Source organism: Streptomyces sp. NBC_00572 (assembly GCF_026341815.1).
Taxonomy (GTDB): domain Bacteria; phylum Actinomycetota; class Actinomycetes; order Streptomycetales; family Streptomycetaceae; genus Streptomyces.
The window spans coordinates 3887696-3905711 of sequence record NZ_JAPENX010000001.1; the positions used below are offsets into that span (position 1 = coordinate 3887696).

Genomic DNA, 18016 nt, shown 5'->3' on the forward strand with positions numbered 1-18016 from the left:
GTCCGTACCGCACCGGTACGGACCCGGGGGCGCCGCCGTACCCCGGCGGGCTACTCCACCGGCACTCCCAGCACCTCCCGGGCGTGCCGGTTCGGCACCATGCCCAGGTCCCAGGCCTGCCAGGGCGTCGACGGGTGGACGCCCCGGTCCAGGAGCACGGCGTACGCCTCGGCGCAGTCGTCAAGCCGCGGGTCACGGGCCGGATGCCGGTCCCCGATCAGCGCGGCCAGCTCCTCGCGGGCCGTGACCGTCCGCGGCTCCGGGCTGCCCGGGACCGCGTGCGGGAGCAGGGTGCAGCGCAGGAAACGGGCCCAGTCGGCGCCCCGCAGGTCGCCGTACGTGCCGAACAGGGCACGGGCCTCGTCGCACAGCCCGAGCGCCTGCGGCACCCTGGTGTTGCCGGCGTCGATGATCGCCAGCTCCAGACAGGTCCAGGCCTCCCCGTGCGGCACACCGATCCGGTGGAAGTCCGCCCGCGCGTCCACGAGCAGCTGCCGGGCGAAGCCCGAGTTGCGCAGACCGCCGGTACGCGCCGCGAGCTGGTCGCGGGTGACCCGGCCCGAATGGTGCCGGGCGCTGGCGAGCCCGTACACGTCCCTCATCCGCGAGAACATCGTCCGGGCCCTGCCCAGCTCCCGTACCGCGTCGTCCCGGTCGCCGCGCTCCTCCAGGGCGTGCCCCAGGTGGTACAGCGTCCAGGCCTCCCCGCGTGCGTCCTCCTGCTCGCGATGCCGGGCCAGCGCGCCGCGCAGCCCCTCGACAGCCGGCTCCTCGTCCCCGGCGGCGAGCCGTGCCCGAGCGAGCTGGGTCAGCGCCCAGGCCTCGCCGCGCCCGTCGTGGATCCGCCCGTAACCGTCGAGGGCGTCCCGCAGTTCGGCCTCCGCGCCCGGCAGGTCGCCGCGCAGCAGCAGCACCTGGCCCCGCTGGAAGTGCGCCCACGCCTGTCCGTGCGGGGACTCGTGCTCCCGGTGCAGCGCGAGCGACCGGTCGAGCAGGGCAGTGGCCTCCGCCAGGTTCCCCCGGTCCCGCTCCACGGCCGCCAGCGCGTGCAGCGTCCAGCCCCGGTCGGCGGCGAGCGCCTCCGGCCCCTGCAGCGCGAGCGCCTCCCTCAGCCGGGCCGTTGCCTCCGCGAGCCGGCCCTGGTGGTGCAGGGTGATGCCGAGCGAGCAGAGCGCCAGCGCCGCCCCCGCGTCCTGGTGGGCCTCCTGGTAGAGCGAGACGACGGACGTCAGGGTCGTCCGCGCCTTGTCGAGCTCGCCGAGCTGCCGGGCCGCGATCCCGGTCCGCCACTGCACCGAACGGGACAGCTGCCCCTGACCGACGGACTCGGCCAGTACGTTGATCTCGCCGAGCCGGTACAGGTCGCCGCGCAGCAGGCAGTAGTCGCAGAGCGCGCCGAGCAGATCGAGCACGGTCTGCTGGTCGACGCCCTCGGCGTGCCGAAGGGCCGCCGTGATGAAGCTGGACTCCTCGTCGAGCCAGCTCAGGGCCGCCTCCAGGGAGCCGAAGCCATGGCCGTCGAAACGGTCGGCGCGGGTCGACATCTTGCCGTCGACCATCCGGATCACCGCGTCCGCGAGCTCCGCGTAGCTGCGGATCAGCCGCTCCTGCGCGGCGGCGATCTCCGCCGCGTCCTCCTCGTCCAGAAGCCTGGCCGCCGCGAAACCGCGCACCGCGTCGTGCAGCCGGTACCGCTCCCCACGCACATGGTCGAGCAGCCCCGCGCGGGCCAGCTCCCGCAGCAGCCGGGCCCCCTCGGCGCCGCTCCCGCCGAGCAGCGCGGCGGCGGCCGCCGCACCGAGCGAGGCCCGCCCGGCCAGCGAGAGCCGCCGGAGCAGCCGCCGGGCGTCCTCGTCGAGATCGGTGAAGTACCGCACGGACAGGGCTCGTTCGACCGGGGCGTCGCCCCGGCCCGGCCGCGCGAGCAGCTGCGCCAGGTCGTCCATGGAACGCCCGCCCAGCGACGAACCGGCCGCCCGCAGCGCCAGCGGAAGCCCGCCGCACAGCTCCCGGATCCGGTCGGAGGCCTCCGCGTCGTACGGACCGGGAGCGGGCGCCCCGGCCGCCGCCCGCAGCAGCTCCTCGGCCCCGGCCGCGTCGAGCGCCGCCACGGGGAGCACGTGTACGGGTACGTCGGCCCCGAGGTCCAGCGGCTCCCGGCAGGTCACCAGGATCAGACTGTCGGAACGCTCCGGCAGCAGGGCCCGCACCTGGTCCGCGTCCACGGCGTCGTCCAGGACCACCGTCACCGGCACCCCGGTCAGCTGCCGCCGGTACAACTCGGTGAGCCGCCGCACCTGTTGGTCCGCCGTGGCGCCTTCCCGGAACAGCAGCCGCTCGCGCGGGGCGCCGAGCCGGTTGAGGAGATGCAGCAGCGCCTCCCGGGTCGCGAGAGGGCGCTCGCCGCTCGCGTCTCCCCGCAGGTCGACCACGCACGCGCCCCGGAACTGGTCGCGCAGCGCGTGCGCCGCCCGCACCGCGAGCGCCGTCCGGCCGGAGCCGGGCTCGCCGTGCAGCATGACCACCGTCGGCCGGGTCGCCGCCGACGCCCGCCCCGTCTGCACCCAGCGCGTGATCCGCGCCAGCTCCTCCCGCCGCCCCGCGAAGTCTCCACCGGGATCCGGAAGATGACCGAAGGACCGCTCAAGCACGGCCCGCCGCCGGGCGGCCGCGCTCCGATCGGCCCCGCGCAGCCGCTCGACCCGCGGCGGGACGGCCCGCGGATCCCGCCGGATCGCCGGTCCTCCCTCCCCACCACTCGACACGCCTTCGACACTGCCGTCACCCAGCGGGCCCGCCTCGCCCGAACCACCCGCCAGAGAGCCCCGGCCGCCCCGCCGGCCCGCCGAGGAAGGTCGTTCCTCCTCGCCGTCCGGCAGCGGAACCCGCTCGCTCCCTCCGTCGGACCACTCGCCACCGCCAGCGCCAGCGCCAGCGTCCTCCTCCGGCGGCTGCCACGCGTCGAGCCCCGGGCGTACTTCCCCGATCGCCCCGGCGAGCGACACCCGTTCCCGCTCCAGAAAGGGCCGCATCCCCCGTACCTCCAGAGCCGTCAGCCACCGCTCCCGCGCCGCCTCGACGGCACCGTCCTGCCCAGCCCCAGCCCCAGCCGCAGCCGCCCCGACCGGCCCGGCAGGGCCCCGCGCGTCCGGCGCAGCCGGGGCTGCCCGTCCGGCCCGGCCGGCCCGACCCGGCCCCGCCCTCAGTACCGTCGCCGCCGCGCTCGCCACCGCCACCGCCGCACCCGCGCCGAGTGCCGTTCCCGTCGTCGTGCCGAGGGCGAGGTCCGCGCCGACGGCCGCGACGGCCGCGACGCCTGCGATGAGGGCGGGGCCGGCGAGCGCCGGACCGGCGGCACGGTTCGCCGCGGAACCGCGCCCGGCCGCCCCCGTCACCGTCCCCGCCTCCGCCCGCTCCACGGCCGACAGATACGCCGCGTACTCCTTGCCCGCGCGCGCCGCCATCGAGTCCAGTGCGGTCCGGCCCCGGGCGAGCAGGGTCTCCGCGCGCACCCGGCTCCCGGAGCTCCGCAGCTCCTCCTCCACCGCCCGTTCCCACAGCCGCTCAGCCTCGGCCCGATGGCTGTCCCGCATGTGCGTCCCCCTCCGCGCGTGCCCGACCGTCCCGGCCCTGAGGCTTTGTCATGCCCCGGACCGTGCGAGTCCAGTCTGCTGCGCGGGGCGCGTCGGCGCGAGAGAGAGCCTTTCAAGTCCTGTGTCGACCAGGGTGATTGAAGAATCACTTGCGTTTGACGTTCTTTTGAAAGTCCACTTAAGGTCGATCCGCAGTTAATTGCACATGATGTGCAGCAAGTTCACTCGGGACCGGCGACGGGGGAGACGAACGATCCGGTGAAAGGGAAGCGCGAAGTGCCCGCGATTTCGGCCGAGGGCGCCACGGTCGTCCTGGACGGGACCACGCTGCTCGCACCGACGACGTTCGCGGTGATGCCGGGCGAGTTCCGGTGTCTCACCGGAAGCAACGGCTCCGGGAAGACGACCCTCCTCCGGGCCTTCCTGGGGAGCCGGCGGCTGACCGACGGCGCCGTCCTCGTGCGGGGCGAGACCGTCGACCTGGCCAGGCCCCGCCACCGGCGGCTGGTGGCCTCGCTCGTCGAACCGGTTCCCGTGGCCCGTGACATGACGATCCGTGAGCAGGTGACCCTGGTCGCCGCCTCGTGGTACGGCAACACCACGACGACCACCGAACGCGCCGAGGAGATCATCGGGCGACTGGGTCTCACCGCGCTGGGCGCGCGATTCCCCTCCCAGCTCTCCTCCGGCCAGCTCCAGCTCTTCAACCTCGCGCTGACCCTGGTCCGCCCCGCCGACGTCATCCTGCTCGACGAACCCGAGCGGCACCTCGACACCGACCGTGTCGACCTCGTCGCCACCCTGCTCACCGAGCGCGCGGAGCAGGGGGCGTCGATCCTGGTCGCCACCCATGAGGCCGTCATGGTGGAAGCCTGCGACGGCGTCATGGAGCTGGGGTGACCACCGACACCATCACCGAGGTGGAGGCCGACCCCAGGGCCCGCGTCCACGCCGTACGCCACCGGTACGCCCACCGCGGCGACAGCACCACGGTGCAGGACCGGGCGTACACCGTCTATCTCACCGTCATCCTCGGCGCCGTCTACGTCGTGCCGGTCGTCTACCTGGTGCGCACCACTCGGGCGCTCCTCTCCCTGGAGTCCGCCGAGGCGGCGACACCCGTGGCCTGCCTGGTCGCGGCGGCGGCGGTCTGGGGTGCCCAGCTCGCCGGCCGGTTCTGGGGACCGCTGGTGCTCAAGCCGTTCCTGCTGCACGTGTTCATGTCCACCGACCTGTCCCCGACCCACTACCTCGGCACGATCGCCCGCCGCCGACTGGTGTACGCGGGACTCGGCACGCTCCTCGCGGTCTGCACGGCGACGTTCCTCGGCACCGACCTGTTCGACCACCCGGGACGCGGGCTCGCACCGCAGGGCGTGGCCGTCGCGGTCGGCATCGGCGCCGTCGCCTCCGTGACCTGGCTCTGGGGCCAGGTCCGGACGGTGCGCGAGAACGTCCTGCTCGCCTCCGCCGTGGGGGTCACGGCGGTCGTCGTGACGCTGCTCGGCCGGACCGGCCTCCTGGCCGGGGGCGGCCTCGGGCTCGTCACCGGTGTCCTGGCGGTCGCGGCGGCGGTGCTCGGCCGGTCCGCCTTCCGGTCCGTCCGTACGGTCGACCTCGCCCGGCTCGCACGCGAATCGGCGCGTGCCGCCGAGGCCCAGACCTTCGCCTGGACCGGCACGCTCCACCACGCGCTCGATCTGTACCGACCGGAGCCGAGCGGGCTCACCACCGCCCTGACGCGACCGGACGGGCGGCTGCGCGGCCACCTCGTCCAGGGAGCGGTCCGCGCGCTGCGCACGAAGGGGCGCGCGATCGCGGCCGCGGTGTTCCTGCCGGCCGGCGGCGCCCTGGTGACGCTCGGCGTCACGGAGCCTGACGCGGGGCCGGTGATGCTGTCCTGGGCGGCCGGCGCGGTCGCCGTGTACTGGGGGTCCGGGTGGGTCGGCGAGACCTGGCGCGGTCTGCGCGACGAGCTGACCCTGGCCCCGCTCTACGGCGAGTGGTGGGGCGGGATGCTCGCCCGCACCCTGGCCTGGCCGGTCGTCGCGGTGGTGGCCTCGGTAGGGCCGGCGAGCGGTGTCACAGTCCTCACCCGCCTGCCGCTCGACGACGGCGGCCCCGTACTGCTGACCACGGGGACGGTGGTGCTCGTGCTCGGCGCCAGGTTCCTGCGCGAGATGAAGACGAACCTGCCCGTCGAGCTGCTGCTGCCCATCATCACGCCGCTGGGCGACCTCTCCGCCCTCCGGGTCTTCGTGTGGCAGTTCGACGGACTCTTCGTCGTCCTGATCGGCGTCCTCGTGATGAACGGCATGCCGACCGCGCCCGGCGCCGCCCTGACCGCACTCGGCATCACCGCCTGCTGCGTCTGGGCGGGCCTGCGCCGGACGGGATGGTCCCTCCGCCCCCTCGTCACCCGCCTCGGCCGGGTCTAGGGCGTGTCTTTCGGATCATGCCGGGCGCACCAGGGGCCGACGGGGGCAGGGGTCCCGCGGGAGTCCGCGGCGGCAGGGCAGGATGGGCACCATGCCTAACCGACTGGCCCATGAGACCTCCCCGTATCTGCTTCAGCACGCCGACAACCCGGTCGACTGGTGGCCGTGGTCGGCCGAGGCCTTCGAGGAGGCCCGGCGTCGCGACGTCCCCGTGCTGCTCAGCGTCGGATACAGCTCCTGCCACTGGTGCCACGTCATGGCGCACGAGTCCTTCGAGGACGACGCCACCGCGGCCCTGGTCAACGAGCACTTCGTCGCCGTCAAGGTCGACCGTGAGGAGCGCCCCGACGTCGACGCCGTCTACATGGAGGCCGTCCAGGCCGCGACCGGCCAGGGCGGCTGGCCGATGACCGTCTTCCTCACCCCCGACGCCGCCCCCTTCTACTTCGGTACGTACTTCCCGCCCGAGCCCCGTCACGGCATGCCCTCCTTCCCGGAGGTCCTGGAGGGCGTCAAGGGCGCCTGGGCGGACCGGCGCGACGAGGTCGGCGAGGTCGCGGAGCGCATCGTCAAGGACCTCGCGGGCCGCTCCCTCGCCTACGGCGGTGACGGAGTCCCCGGCGAGGAGGAACTCGCACAGGCCCTCCTCGGCCTCACCCGCGAGTACGACGCCACCAGCGGGGGCTTCGGCGGCGCCCCCAAGTTCCCGCCGTCGATGACCCTGGAGTTCCTGCTCCGCCTCCACGCCCGTACGGGCTCCGAGGGCGCCCTCCAGATGGCCTCGGACACCTGCGAGGCGATGGCCCGCGGCGGCATCTACGACCAGCTCGGCGGCGGCTTCGCCCGCTACGCCGTCGACCGCGCCTGGGTCGTGCCCCACTTCGAGAAGATGCTGTACGACAACGCCCTGCTCTGCCGGGTGTACGCGCACCTGTGGAAGGTGACCGGCAGCGATCTGGCCCGCCGGGTCGCCCTGGAGACCGCCGACTTCCTGGTCCGTGAACTCCGCACCCCCGAGGGCGGTTTCGCCTCCGCGCTCGACGCGGACAGCGACGACGGGACCGGCAGGCACGTCGAGGGCGCCTACTACGCGTGGACCCCGGAGCAGCTCACCGAGGTCCTCGGCGCGGAGGACGCCGCCCTCGCCGCCGCCCACTACGGCGTCACCGAGGACGGCACCTTCGAGCACGGCAGCTCCGTCCTCCAGCTCCCGCAGGAGGCCGGTCCGGCCGACGCCGACAGGATCGCCTCCATCGCCGCCCGGCTCCTCGCCGCCCGCGAGGAGCGCGAGCGCCCCGGCCGCGACGACAAGGTCGTCGCCGCCTGGAACGGCCTCGCGATCGCCGCACTCGCCGAGACCGGCGCCCTCTTCGACCGCCCCGACCTCGTCGAGCGCGCGACCGAGGCCGCCGACCTGCTCGTCCGGGTCCACATGGACGAGTCCGCCCGCCTGACCCGTACGTCCAAGGACGGCCGGGCCGGTACGAACGCGGGCGTCCTGGAGGACTACGCCGATGTCGCCGAGGGATTCCTCGCCCTCGCCGCCGTCACCGGCGAAGGCGCCTGGCTGGAGTTCGCCGGCTTCCTCCTGGACCTCGTCATCGACCGCTTCACCGCCGAGGGCGGGGCCCTGTACGACACTGCCCATGACGCCGAGGCCCTGATCCGCCGCCCGCAGGACCCCACGGACAACGCCGCCCCGTCCGGCTGGACCGCCGCCGCCGGCGCGCTGCTCTCGTACGCCGCCCACACCGGCTCGGAGGCCCACCGCGCCGCCGCCGAGGGAGCCCTCGGCGTCGTCAAGGCCCTCGGCCCGCGCGCGCCCCGCTTCATCGGCTGGGGCCTGGCCGTCTCCGAGGCCCTCCTCGACGGGCCCCGGGAGATCGCCGTGGTCGGCGCCCCCGGCGACGAGGCCTTCCGGGAGCTGCGCCGTACCGCGCTCCTGGCGACCGCCCCCGGCGCGGTGCTCGCCTTCGGCGCCCCCGACAGCGAGGAGTTCCCGCTGCTGAAGGACCGTCCGCTGGTGGCCGGTGCTCCTGCCGCGTACGTGTGCCGTCACTTCACCTGTGACGCGCCGGTCACCGACCCGGCCGAGCTCCGCCGGAAGATCTGAGACTCCCGGCGGAACGGGGACGGCCCCGCGACCCCTCCGAGGAGGGGCGGCGGGGCCGCGCCTGGCCGAGCGTCGTCGCTCAGCTGTTGCCGGCGCCGTTGCCGGACAGCACCGGGATGTCGCTGAGGATGTGCGACAGCGGCTCGTCACCCTTGGCCTGGGTGGAGTTCTCGGTGCACTGCTGGTTCTGCGGGGAGGACAGGACGTTGACGTCCTGGACCGCGATCGGGACGGCCCCGCCGATCGAACCGGCGTTGAGCTTGGCCGGCAGGCCGATGCACGGCTTGTTCAGGGAGCCCTGGACGAGCGCGAACTGCGGGCTCATGTCGCCGTGGGTCGAGGAGTTGCCGAACTCCTGGTGCGCACCGTTGCCGGAGAGCGACGTGGTGCCACCGTCGTCGGCGATCGCGAGCGCCTGACCGGCACCCGCCGCCGTCGCGCCGAGGATCGACGCGGCCACAGCGGCCGTAGCCAACAGCTTCTTCATTGTTCAGGCCTTTCGGATCGTGGCTCGCTGAGTGCCGAGCCGTGCTGATCAACTGGTCAGAAGTACGGAGGTTCCGCGAAGTCCACCGGACGGCCTACGGGCAGATGAGCGAAGCCCCGGGAGCGGGCGCGTAGGCGCCCACGGGAATCTCGCTGGGCGCGACCTCGTCGGCCGCCGGCAGCGGCCGGTCCTCACGCAGCCGCCCGAAGACCTTCGCCGACCCTTCCTTGTCCCAGGCGAGCGTGGACCCGACACCCGCGATGTCCGGGTTGAAGCCGCGTACCGGCACGGTCGCGAACTCCGTACGGTCCGGGGGCAGGTCACGCAGCCGCTCGGCGAGCGTGAGCAGCTCGGCCGGTGAGATGCCCCGCTCGGTCGCGCCGGTCCCGCGCAGGGTCGCCGCGAAGTCCATCAGCCGGTCGGGATCGTTCAGGATGCCCTCGCGGAGCCGTTCGAGGGTGTTCACTACGAACTTCTGCTGTTTCTGGATGCGGCCGAAGTCCATCTGCCCGTCGGCCTTCCGCGACCGAACGTACTGGAGCGCCTCGCCGCCGCCGACGGGCTTGGTCCCGGGCGCCAGGTCGATGCCGGTGGCCGGGTCCTTGAGGGCCTTCTCCGTACAGATGGGGACCCCGCCGTCGACACGGTCGACGGTGTCCATGAAGCGCCGGAAGTCGATCTCCAGGTAGCGGTGGACGGGCAGCCCCGTCATCGACTCGACGGTCTCCACCGTGAACGAGGAACCCCCCTCGGCCCAGGCGCCGTTGATCTTCGACTGGTGGGCGGCGTGCAGTTTTCCGGTGCGACGGTCGCGGTGCTGGTCGGGGAAGGAGGTGAGCGAGTCGCGCGGCAGGCTCACGACGTCGACCCGGTCGTTCTCCGCCGAGACGTGCACGAGCATCATCACGTCCGTGCAGTCGCACTCCTGCCCGCCGAGCCGGAAACGTTCCTTCTCCTCCTCGGTGACGCCCTTGCGGCTGTCGATGCCGACCACGAGCAGGTTCAGCCCCTTCTCGGGGGCGGGGAGATCAGTGGGGGCGGCTGCGGCGAGGGCGCCGGGAGCGAGGGCGGCGAGAGCGGCGAGCGCCGTCGGGGCGAGCAGCGGACGGCGCGGCCGCCGCGGACGCGGGAATTTCATGCCCGCACGGTAATTCGAGCGCGCTCGCACACAGTTGCGCGACGCGACATGAACAGGGCGAATCACTCTCCTGCGGCGCCTGTGTAATGATGCGGGAATCGCAGCGGAAGGAGCGAAGATGGCGCCGGATCCCGGGAAATGGGAACGGATGGCCTTCATTCCGAAGAGCCGATATGTGAGCGACCCACCCCCAGCAGCCGACCGCACACCATTCCCCCTCTATTCCGCACTGGTGACCCAGTGGGTGCAGGCGGGCCGGACGGTACCGGGGATGCCCGACCGGGAGTGGGAACGCCTTATGGCGACCCCGATCTGGCCGACCTGGTAGCGCGGTGATGACGAAAGGGGCCGCCCCGGAGGGCGGCCCCTGACGTGTGAACGTCGTCGCGCGAAGGCGGAACGTCAGTTGTTGCCGACGCCGTTGCCCGACAGGACCGGGATGTCGTCCAGGATGTGCGAGAGCGCCTCGTCACCCTTGGCCTGGGTGGAGTTCTCGGTGCACTGCTGGTTCTGCGGGGACGACAGGACGTTGATGTCCTGGACCGCGATCGGGACGGCGCCGAGGACCGAACCGGCGTTGACCTTGGCCGGCAGGCCGATGCACGGCTTGTTCAGGGAGCCCTGGACGAGCGCGAACTGCGGGCTCATGCTGCCGTACGTGGTGGAGTTGCCGTACTCCTGGTGCGCGCCGTTGCCCGACAGCGAGGTGGTGCCGCCGTCGTTGGCGATGGCGAGCGCCGGGGTGGCGATGGCGGCGGAGGCGCCGACGATGGCGGCGGCTGCGGCCGCGGTGGCCATAACCTTCTTGATCACGGGAGTTCCCTTCTAGAACCGGCTCCGTGCAGGGAGCGGCCTGATCAACTGACCGTGGACGCAAGGGTTCCGCTGTGTCACCCCCTTGGCGGAGCGCACACGGCAGCGCGAAACGCGGCCCCAGTCGAACGAGTGAAGCGCCGGAACCAAAGGCATCGCTCGCAGTTGATCCCGTCGCATCAATCAGGTCGATTGGTGGGAACAGGAACGGAATCACCGTGATCAAGAAGATTATGGCGGCTGCGGCTGTTACGGCCTCTGTTGTCGGCGCTTCTGCCGCGATGGCCTCCCCGGCGCTCGCCATCGCCAACGACGGCGGTACGACCTCGCTCAGCGGCAACGGCGCGCACCAGTCGTTCGGCAACTCGAAGACCAAGGGCGACCTGAGCCCGCAGTTCTCGGCCGTCCAGGGCTCGCTGAACAAGCTCTGCCTCGGCGCTCCGGTCAAGGCCAACCTCGGTTCGATCGTCGGTGCCGTCCCGATCGCGGTCCAGGACATCAACGTCCTGTCCTCCCCGCAGAACCAGCAGTGCACCGAGAACTCCACCCAGGCCAAGGGTGACGAGCCGCTGTCGCACATCGTGGAGGACATCCCGATCCTCTCCGGGAACGGCGCCTACAACGGCTGATCCGTATCGCGCATGCCAGGGCCGGAGGGAACGAAAACGTTCCCTCCGGCCCTGTTCTGCGCGTGCAATGGAGTGAAAGAGCGAATGTTGCCGCTTTCGCGGTTTCCTTTGTGAGGCATGTTCGTTGTGTTGCGTGAAAGTGTTCCGCCACCGAAAGGATGCAGACGAAAATGAACTGTAAGAAGGCTGCTGCCGTCGTCGCCGGAATCATCATGGCCATGGGTGCGGCGACCCCCGCCTTCGCCGACGCGGAGGCCGAGGGCCTGGCGTTCGGTTCGCCGGGTGTCCTCTCCGGCAACGTCGTCCAGATCCCGATCCACGCGCCGATCAACGTCTGTGGCAACAGCGTGAACATCATCGGCGTGCTGAACCCGGCCGCGTTCAACACCTGCGTCAACGCCTGAGTCCCCAGCGCCACGCAGACACAGGGGCCGGCCCCCGGAGAGCATCCGCTCCCCGGGGGCCGGCTCTCGGTCATGCCGAGACCGGCGCCTTCGCTCCCGCACGCGGCCGGCCCACCGCCCCGCCCCGGGCGCCCGCCCGCAGCCGCTGCCGCACCCCTCGCACCAGACGCCCCGCCGTGTACTCGGCGCCGAAGACGAACCGCATCGAGGGACCGTACGAAGGGGCGGTGAGCAGCCCCGCGAGGAAGAGGCCCGGCCACGAGGACTCGAAGAGACCGCCGACCTCCGGAGCGCCGCCCGCACCGACCGTGCGCAGCGCGCCGCGCAGCGCCGGGGACAACACTCCCGCCCGGTCCAGGCTCGGGGTGAAGCCGGTGGCCGCCACGACATGGTCGGTCTCCAGGACCGTCGTCCCGTCCGGACCCGCCACGTCGAGCCGGACCCGCTCGTCCCCGGTCACGGCCGCCGCGGTGATCCGCTGCCCGAGACGTACGTCCCCGACCGCCGCGAACCGATCGCGCAGCCACCAGGCACCTGCGGGGCCGAGCGCCGAGTCGAAGATCCGCTCGCGGGTGGCGGCCGGCAGGCGCCGGAAGACCCCCGGGGTGTCGGCGTACAGCTTGTTGCGCCAGCCGCAGCCGAGCCCCGTGTGCGGGGCGCGCAGGGTGGGCCACAGGCCGCGGTCGAGGGCCGGGGGCAGGGTGTTCCAGTTCAGCCGGTCCGCGCGGGCGAGGATCCGTACGGTCGCGGCGCCCTGTTCGACGAGGAGCGCAGCCGTCTCCAAAGCGGCCTGACCGGCCCCGACGACGGTGATGTCCAGGCCGGCGAAGCGGTCGAGCCCGCCGTGGTGGCTGGAGTGGGTGACGTACCGGCGGGGCAGGCCCCGCAGCGGCCCGGGGACCTCCATGAACGGCAGGACGCCGACCGCCAGCGCCACCGTCCTGGCCCGGAGGGCCTCGCCGTCCTCGGTGAGCAGCTCGAAGCCGTCGGCGGCGGGCGCGACCGAGCCGATCAGGCGCTCGTCGAGCGCGGGCACGGCCTGCCGGGCGAACCAGTCGCCGTACGCGGCGAAGAAGTCGACCGGCAGCGGCACCCCGTGCGCGGCGCGCACGCCCCGCGTGGCGGCGTAGGCGTCGAGTCCGTACGCCCCCCGGGGGTCGGAGAGATGGGAGGCCCAGGGCTCCGACTTCAGGAACATGCCGGGGGGCATGGAATGCCAGGACGCCATCGAGCGGCCGAAGGTCCGCAGGCGCAGTCCGCGGGCGGCCGCGTGCGCGGCCACGGACAGACCGTACGGTCCGGCCCCGACGACCACCAGGTCGTACATCGACTTCGACATCGTGCCTTCCGCCTTCATCGTGGGGTGAGCTGGTTGGAGGAGCTGCGGGCCGGCGGCGGCGCCGACGGGGGAGCCGGAGTGGGGCGCGCGCGTCGGGACCGGAGCAGTTCTCGGAGCGCGGTCAGGGCCTTGCGCAGCAGGTGCCCGAGCCAGGCGCGGCCCATGGCGAACGCGGGCACCGGATCGTCGGCGGCGCACCAGGCGTACTCGGTGAGCCGAGGTGCCTCCCCGGTCGCGGTCTCGTCGGCGGACCGACGGCGCGGGGAGGTGAGGAGCGACAGCGCCGCGTAGTTCTCGACGACGAACCGGCGGCCGTACGCGGGGGAGTACGGCGGTACGGGCCGCCCGGTGAGGTCCAGATGGAGCGCCCGGACCACGTCCAGGCCGTCGGGGTCGGTGAAGAGCCGGAACTGGGCGCCGGGCCGGGGGTTGAAGTCGAGCAGGTGGTACGCGCCCGTGGACCGGTCGAGCCGGAAGTCGAGGTCGCACACGCCCCGGTAGCCGAGCGCGTCGAACAGCTCGCGGGCCGTGCGGTCCACCGCCGGGTTCGCCGTCCAGCGGCCCACGGCGGTGAGCCCGGCCCCGTCCGGCCAGGACCGCTCCTTGCGACCGGTCGCCCCCGTCGTGCAGCGGCCGTCGGTGTCCACGTACCCGTGGAAGAACCAGTCCAGGTCCCGGCCGGCCAGAAGCAGCCTCTGGAGCAGCAGCCGGCTGCCGGCCTCCGGAGTGCGGGCGTACAGCTCCCGCACCTCCGGGAGGGAGCGCACGATCGAGGTGCTGCGCAGCCCGCCGCCGGCCGGAAGCAGCCAGGGGCGGCTCCACTTGGCGACCACCGGGAGCCCGAGCGACCAGGCCATGGCGGCGGCCTCGTCGGCGTCGACGGGGAGTTCGGTACGGGGATGGGGCAGGCCCAGGTCCGCACAGGTCTCGGCGAGCGCAGCCTTGTCCGCGACCCGCAGCAACTGCTCCTCGGTCTGGTGGGGGAGCAGGAAGCGGGGGGAGAGCTCGGCGCGGCGGCGGGCCAGGGCGAGGGCGCTGACGTCGTCCAGGGGGAGGACCAGGAGAGGAGTTGACGGACCGTCGGCGGACTCGACCGCGGTCCCCGCCGTCACCTCGTCCGCGATCCCGTGGAGCAGAGTGACCAGCTCGGTGGAGGAGGTCGTCCCCGGACTCGCGCGGGCCGACCGGAGATAGCGGGAGCGGGTCACCGGGCTGGTGCTCGATTCGATGACGGCATGGACCGGAATTCCCGCCCGGCCCAGCGAGCGCACGGCCCCGAGAGTGCCGTGATGGAAGGGATTCCGGTCGAGCCGCACAAGGACGGTGGGAACGCTGGTGTCGAAACTCTGACGACGCAGCACGGCATGCCCTTCATCTCTGGTGCCCCAACTGGGCGATCAAATCCTCTAATGGACTACTGATCAGAGGGAAGCCGAGTTCACGGTCGGCTCATTAGGAATACTTTCGGAGTATCGGATTGACGGATCATCAAGGCGCGTACGACGCGAAGGAGCGGCCATGGCGGCTACATATCGGAGAACCTCCAGAGCGTGGCTGGGGGTGTTCACCGCCGGTCTCCTCGCCTCGGGCTCAGTCGTGCTGTCGTCCCCCGCCCACGCCTCCGAATCCGTAACGACGAAAGACCCCGGACCGACTCTCTCCAGCGCCATGGGAGCCTTCCTCGACTCGGGCGCGCTCGGGGTCGCCCGCATCGGGCAGCTGGAGCAGTGGCTCGGCGGACGCGAACTCCGCGTCGGCCACACCTACCTCCCCGGCGACCTCTGGAAGAACATCGAGGGCCCGCCCGGCTTCCTCGACGCCTGGGCGGACTGGCGCAACGCGAGGACCGACCGCCTGTTCGTCCTCAACGTGCCCATGCTGGAACGCAACGAGGCCGGCGTCTCCGACGCCGAGGTCCGCCGCCAGCTCCAGCTCGGCGCCGCCGGGTACTACGACCACCACTTCACGGCCCTCGCCGAGCGGCTCGTCCGGCTGCGGGCGACCGACACCGTCATCGTCCTCGGCTGGGAGATGAACGGGACCACGTACACCCACCGCTGCGCGCCCGACCCGACCGCGTGGAAGAAGTACTGGAACCGGATCGTCACCGCGATGCGTTCCGTTCCCGGCCAGAAGTTCCGCTTCGACTTCAATCCGAGCCGTGGCCGCGACGCCGTGCCGTGGACCGAGTGCTACCCGGGTGACGACGTCGTCGACATCATCGGGATGGATTCGTACGACCAGCCCCCGGGCTCGCGTTTCGACCAGCACGTCAGCGAACCGTACGGTCTGCAGAAGCAGGTCGATTTCGCGGCCGAGCACGGAAAGCTGATCTCCTATCCCGAATGGGGTCTCTTCCGGAACGGCGACAACCCCGAATACATGCGGCGCATGCTGGACTGGATGAAGCAGCACAAGCCGCTGTACCACACGATCACCGATTACTGCCCGCACGGCGTCTGGCAGTGTGACGACAATCCGCAGTCGTCGCAGATGTTCCGTCAGATGCTGTACGGCACGGAGCCGGAGCTCCCGACGTGGCCGACGGATCCCACGGACCCGACGTGGCCGACGGATCCCACGGACCCGACGTGGCCGACGGATCCCACGGACCCGACGTGGCCGACGGATCCCACGGACCCGACGTGGCCGACGGATCCCACGGACCCGACGTGGCCGACGGACCCGACCGATCCTGTGGATCCGACCGATCCGGTGGATCCGACCGATCCCACGGACCCGGTGGACCCGACGGTTCCTGTGCCGAAGCCTGTGCCGAAGCCTGAGCCGAAGCCGGAACCGAAGCCTGAGCCCAAGCCGGAACCGAAGCCCGAGCCCAAGCCGGAGCCGAAGCCCGAGCCGAAGCCCGAGCCGAAGCCTGAGCCCAAGCCGGAGCCGAAGCCCGAGCCGAAGCCTGAGCCCAAGCCGGAACCGAAGCCGGAGCCCAAGCCCGAGCCGAAGCCGGAACCCAAGCCGGAGCCCAAGCCGGAGCCCAAGCCCGAGCCGAAGCCTGAGCCCCAGCCCGAGCCCAAGCCCAACTGTTGGACCGTGAACCTCGGTTCATGGGTCGAGAGCTGGATCGGTGGACCCGTCTGTGTCCCGAAGGACTCCTGGAAGGACGAGGTCGACCTCGACTGGAAGGACACGCTGAAGGGCGTCTGGCCCTTCTGACCCCCCCCGTGACGACGGCGGTGGAGATCATCCGCCGCCGTCGTTCGGCGTGCGCCCCGTGACCCGGCCGAGGGCACGGCCCACCCAGGGGCGTTCCCGCGCCTGCCGGGCCGCCCAGCGGCGCGCGTCGGCGGCGCTCGCGCGGAGCCGGAGGAGGGGGGCCGTACCCCGACCGGACAGCATGAGCCGCTGGTTGCCGACGGTCTCCGGTCGCCAGTGGTGCTTGTACGCCTCGGTGCCGCGCAGCATGCTCAGCGTGGCGCGGCCGCCGGTGCTGGTCTCCCCGGCCCCGTGCCGGAGCAGCATCGTGGCGACGTCGACCTTGCGGGCGCGCAGGGACGGGTCGGCGCCGTACAGATAGCCGCCGGCCAGCCGCGGGGACATCAGGGTCAGGTCGGCGGCCACCACGTCCCCGGCGAGCCGGAACTCGGTGACCATCGCGTCCCCGCGCTCCACCATCGGTCGTACGGCTCGGGTGAGGTGCTGGGCGAACCGCTCGCTGGTGTGCTCGGCGGTCACGCCCCGCCCCTGCCACTGGAGCTGATGCAGCTTCAGGAGCCGGTCGAGGGCGGCCGGAACGTCGGCGCCGGGGACGACGCGCGCGTCGATGCCGAGGGCGTCCAGCTTGCGGAGCTTGGCGCGGACCCGCTGGGCCTTCCCGGAGGGGATGCGTTCGAGGAGCCCTTCCATGGGCACGGCCGGCAGTTCCAGGCAGAGCGAGTCGGGCAGCCGTCGGCGCGGGCCCGGCCAGTGGGCGAGGACCTGTTCGACGGCCGCTCCCGGCCGTACCTCCCGCAGGTCGATCACCGCGCCGCGGGCGGTCCGGGCGAGCGCCCGCGCCAGGGCGGGCGCCGCCTCGGGGCAGCCGTCGTCGAGCAGCACGTCCGTGAAGTCGGTGATCGAGCCGCCGAGCTGGGTCAGGACGGGCAGCGGCCCCCGGGCCCGCATCAGGGGCGCGGCGGCGACGAGTTCGCCGTCCGCGCGTCGTACGAGCACCACCCGCAGCGCACCGGGCCGGCCGTACGAGAGCCACCAGGAATGCAGCCAGGCGTGGGACTGGAAGGGGGTGGCGGTGGAGCAGCGCCCGTACAGCGCCGTCCACTCGGCCGCCAGCCCCCCGAAGCTTTCCTCGTCACGGCAGATCTCGGTCCGCAGGGCCGACGGAACGCCCGGCGTTCTCGGGGTCACACCGCCTCCGGCTGGTGCGCGGAGGCCGCCGGAGCGGGCACGGCGGCGGAGGCCGACGCGGGCACGGCAGCGGCCCCCGTCACGGGCGCCGCCTGCCGGGAGTGGCGGGCCTCGCCGCGGGCGGCGGCGCGCTTCGGGCGGACCAGGAGGGCGAGACCGCCGAGGAGCCCGCCCGCACAGCCGCCGACCAGCGCGGAGAGCGGCGCGGAGGGCGAGACGGGCGCGACCGGCTTGGTGGCGCGGGAGAACTGGACGACCTTCACGCCCGTGCTGCCCGCGACGTGCGTGCTGTTGAGGACGAGGGCGCGGGCCACCCCGTCGGCCATCGACACGGCCTTCGCGGGCTTCTCGGCCTTGGCGGTGATCGAGATCATCGGCGCGTCCGGGGAGGTCGCGGCCAGCACGTTCTTGCGCAGGGTGTCGGCGGTGACCCCCGCCCACACCTGGGCGTCGCCGGTCACCGCGATGTCGGTGGCGACCCGCCCGTACGCCTGGGCGAAGCCGAGCGCGGCCGCCGGGTCGGACTTCTCGCCCGGTACGACGATCACGTAGCTGGTCGCCGCGTACTGCGGGGTCTTGAGGGCTCCGTAACCGCCGCCGAGCACGGCTCCGGCGAGGACGGCGGCGGGCAGGACCGCCCAGCGGCCGGGCCTGCGCAGGCCGGCGGGGAGGAGGGCACGGCGTGGGGTGCTGTTCATGGGAC

Annotated in this window: 14 protein-coding genes; 6 read left to right on the top strand and 8 right to left on the bottom strand. The window is 72.9% G+C overall.

Translation table 11 applies throughout. The features are described from left to right. Positions 1-50: 50 nt before the first annotated feature. Entirely contained in the window at positions 51-3593 is a 3543-nt protein-coding gene (locus tag OG514_RS18195; RefSeq protein ID WP_266895958.1) for a tetratricopeptide repeat protein, read from the bottom strand. Between the two features lie 276 nt (positions 3594-3869). On the opposite strand from OG514_RS18195, the gene OG514_RS18200 reads away from it, so the two are divergent. From OG514_RS18200 to OG514_RS18210, 3 genes are all read left to right on the top strand, one after another. Further along, a complete protein-coding gene (locus tag OG514_RS18200; protein WP_266895960.1) occupies positions 3870-4493 on the top strand; it encodes an ATP-binding cassette domain-containing protein in 624 nt (207 codons plus the stop codon). Further along, positions 4490-6031, top strand: coding sequence for a hypothetical protein (locus OG514_RS18205; RefSeq protein WP_266895962.1), 1542 nt, complete (start codon positions 4490-4492; stop codon positions 6029-6031). The genes OG514_RS18200 and OG514_RS18205 overlap by 4 nt, the downstream gene beginning before the upstream one ends. A gap of 91 nt (positions 6032-6122) precedes the next feature. Next, positions 6123-8144 (top strand): thioredoxin domain-containing protein, encoded by a 2022-nt coding sequence (locus tag OG514_RS18210; RefSeq protein WP_266895964.1) that lies wholly within the window; start codon positions 6123-6125, stop codon positions 8142-8144. Between the two features lie 79 nt (positions 8145-8223). Here the strand turns inward: OG514_RS18210 and OG514_RS18215 are convergent, their stop codons facing one another. The 3 genes from OG514_RS18215 to OG514_RS18225 form a co-directional block, all read right to left on the bottom strand. Continuing rightward, positions 8224-8631 carry a rodlin gene (locus OG514_RS18215; protein ID WP_266895966.1) on the bottom strand — a complete coding sequence of 136 codons (408 nt, stop codon included), beginning with the start codon at positions 8629-8631 and terminating at the stop codon, positions 8224-8226. 94 nt (positions 8632-8725) lie between these two features. Beyond that, the gene (locus OG514_RS18220; protein ID WP_266895968.1) at positions 8726-9769 is read right to left on the bottom strand and encodes an LCP family protein; all 1044 of its coding nucleotides are present in this window, start codon (positions 9767-9769) and stop codon (positions 8726-8728) included. 402 nt (positions 9770-10171) lie between these two features. Then, on the bottom strand, positions 10172-10582 hold the full coding sequence (locus OG514_RS18225; RefSeq protein WP_266895970.1) for a rodlin: 411 nt from the start codon (positions 10580-10582) through the stop codon (positions 10172-10174). A gap of 218 nt (positions 10583-10800) precedes the next feature. Here OG514_RS18225 and OG514_RS18230 point away from each other — a divergent pair, with 218 nt between their 5' ends. Together OG514_RS18230 and OG514_RS18235 are read left to right on the top strand one after the other, a co-directional pair. Further along, positions 10801-11211, top strand: coding sequence for a rodlin (locus OG514_RS18230; RefSeq protein WP_266895972.1), 411 nt, complete (start codon positions 10801-10803; stop codon positions 11209-11211). 170 nt (positions 11212-11381) lie between these two features. Beyond that, the gene (locus OG514_RS18235; protein ID WP_323181559.1) at positions 11382-11615 is read left to right on the top strand and encodes a chaplin; all 234 of its coding nucleotides are present in this window, start codon (positions 11382-11384) and stop codon (positions 11613-11615) included. A gap of 70 nt (positions 11616-11685) precedes the next feature. Here OG514_RS18235 and OG514_RS18240 read toward each other — a convergent pair whose 3' ends face one another. Next, the gene (locus OG514_RS18240; RefSeq protein ID WP_266900887.1) at positions 11686-12942 is read right to left on the bottom strand and encodes an FAD-dependent oxidoreductase; all 1257 of its coding nucleotides are present in this window, start codon (positions 12940-12942) and stop codon (positions 11686-11688) included. A gap of 26 nt (positions 12943-12968) precedes the next feature. After that, on the bottom strand, positions 12969-14315 hold the full coding sequence (locus OG514_RS18245) for an ATP-grasp domain-containing protein (protein WP_266895974.1): 1347 nt from the start codon (positions 14313-14315) through the stop codon (positions 12969-12971). A gap of 157 nt (positions 14316-14472) precedes the next feature. Here OG514_RS18245 and OG514_RS18250 point away from each other — a divergent pair, with 157 nt between their 5' ends. Beyond that, positions 14473-16125, top strand: a complete 1653-nt coding sequence (locus tag OG514_RS18250; protein ID WP_266895976.1) for a glycoside hydrolase family 26 protein — start codon at positions 14473-14475, stop codon at positions 16123-16125. A gap of 27 nt (positions 16126-16152) precedes the next feature. Here the strand turns inward: OG514_RS18250 and OG514_RS18255 are convergent, their stop codons facing one another. Both OG514_RS18255 and OG514_RS18260 read right to left on the bottom strand, forming a co-directional pair. Further along, entirely contained in the window at positions 16153-17313 is a 1161-nt protein-coding gene (locus tag OG514_RS18255) for a GNAT family N-acetyltransferase (protein WP_266895978.1), read from the bottom strand. Beyond that, positions 17310-18011 carry a lipopolysaccharide biosynthesis protein gene (locus OG514_RS18260; RefSeq protein ID WP_266895980.1) on the bottom strand — a complete coding sequence of 234 codons (702 nt, stop codon included), beginning with the start codon at positions 18009-18011 and terminating at the stop codon, positions 17310-17312. The genes OG514_RS18255 and OG514_RS18260 overlap by 4 nt, the downstream gene beginning before the upstream one ends. Positions 18012-18016 lie beyond the last annotated feature (5 nt).

What these genes read in the sequence shown, in the direction of transcription:
- OG514_RS18195 (WP_266895958.1), bottom strand. Translation starts at nt 3,593, where the DNA reads ATGCGGGACAGCCATCGGGCCGAGGCTGAGCGGCTGTGGGAACGGGCG.
- OG514_RS18210 (WP_266895964.1), top strand. Translation starts at nt 6,123, where the DNA reads ATGCCTAACCGACTGGCCCATGAGACCTCCCCGTATCTGCTTCAGCAC.
- OG514_RS18215 (WP_266895966.1), bottom strand. Translation starts at nt 8,631, where the DNA reads ATGAAGAAGCTGTTGGCTACGGCCGCTGTGGCCGCGTCGATCCTCGGC.
- OG514_RS18220 (WP_266895968.1), bottom strand. Translation starts at nt 9,769, where the DNA reads ATGAAATTCCCGCGTCCGCGGCGGCCGCGCCGTCCGCTGCTCGCCCCG.
- OG514_RS18235 (WP_323181559.1), top strand. Translation starts at nt 11,382, where the DNA reads ATGAACTGTAAGAAGGCTGCTGCCGTCGTCGCCGGAATCATCATGGCC.
- OG514_RS18240 (WP_266900887.1), bottom strand. Translation starts at nt 12,942, where the DNA reads ATGTACGACCTGGTGGTCGTCGGGGCCGGACCGTACGGTCTGTCCGTG.
- OG514_RS18250 (WP_266895976.1), top strand. Translation starts at nt 14,473, where the DNA reads ATGGCGGCTACATATCGGAGAACCTCCAGAGCGTGGCTGGGGGTGTTC.
- OG514_RS18260 (WP_266895980.1), bottom strand. Translation starts at nt 18,011, where the DNA reads ATGAACAGCACCCCACGCCGTGCCCTCCTCCCCGCCGGCCTGCGCAGG.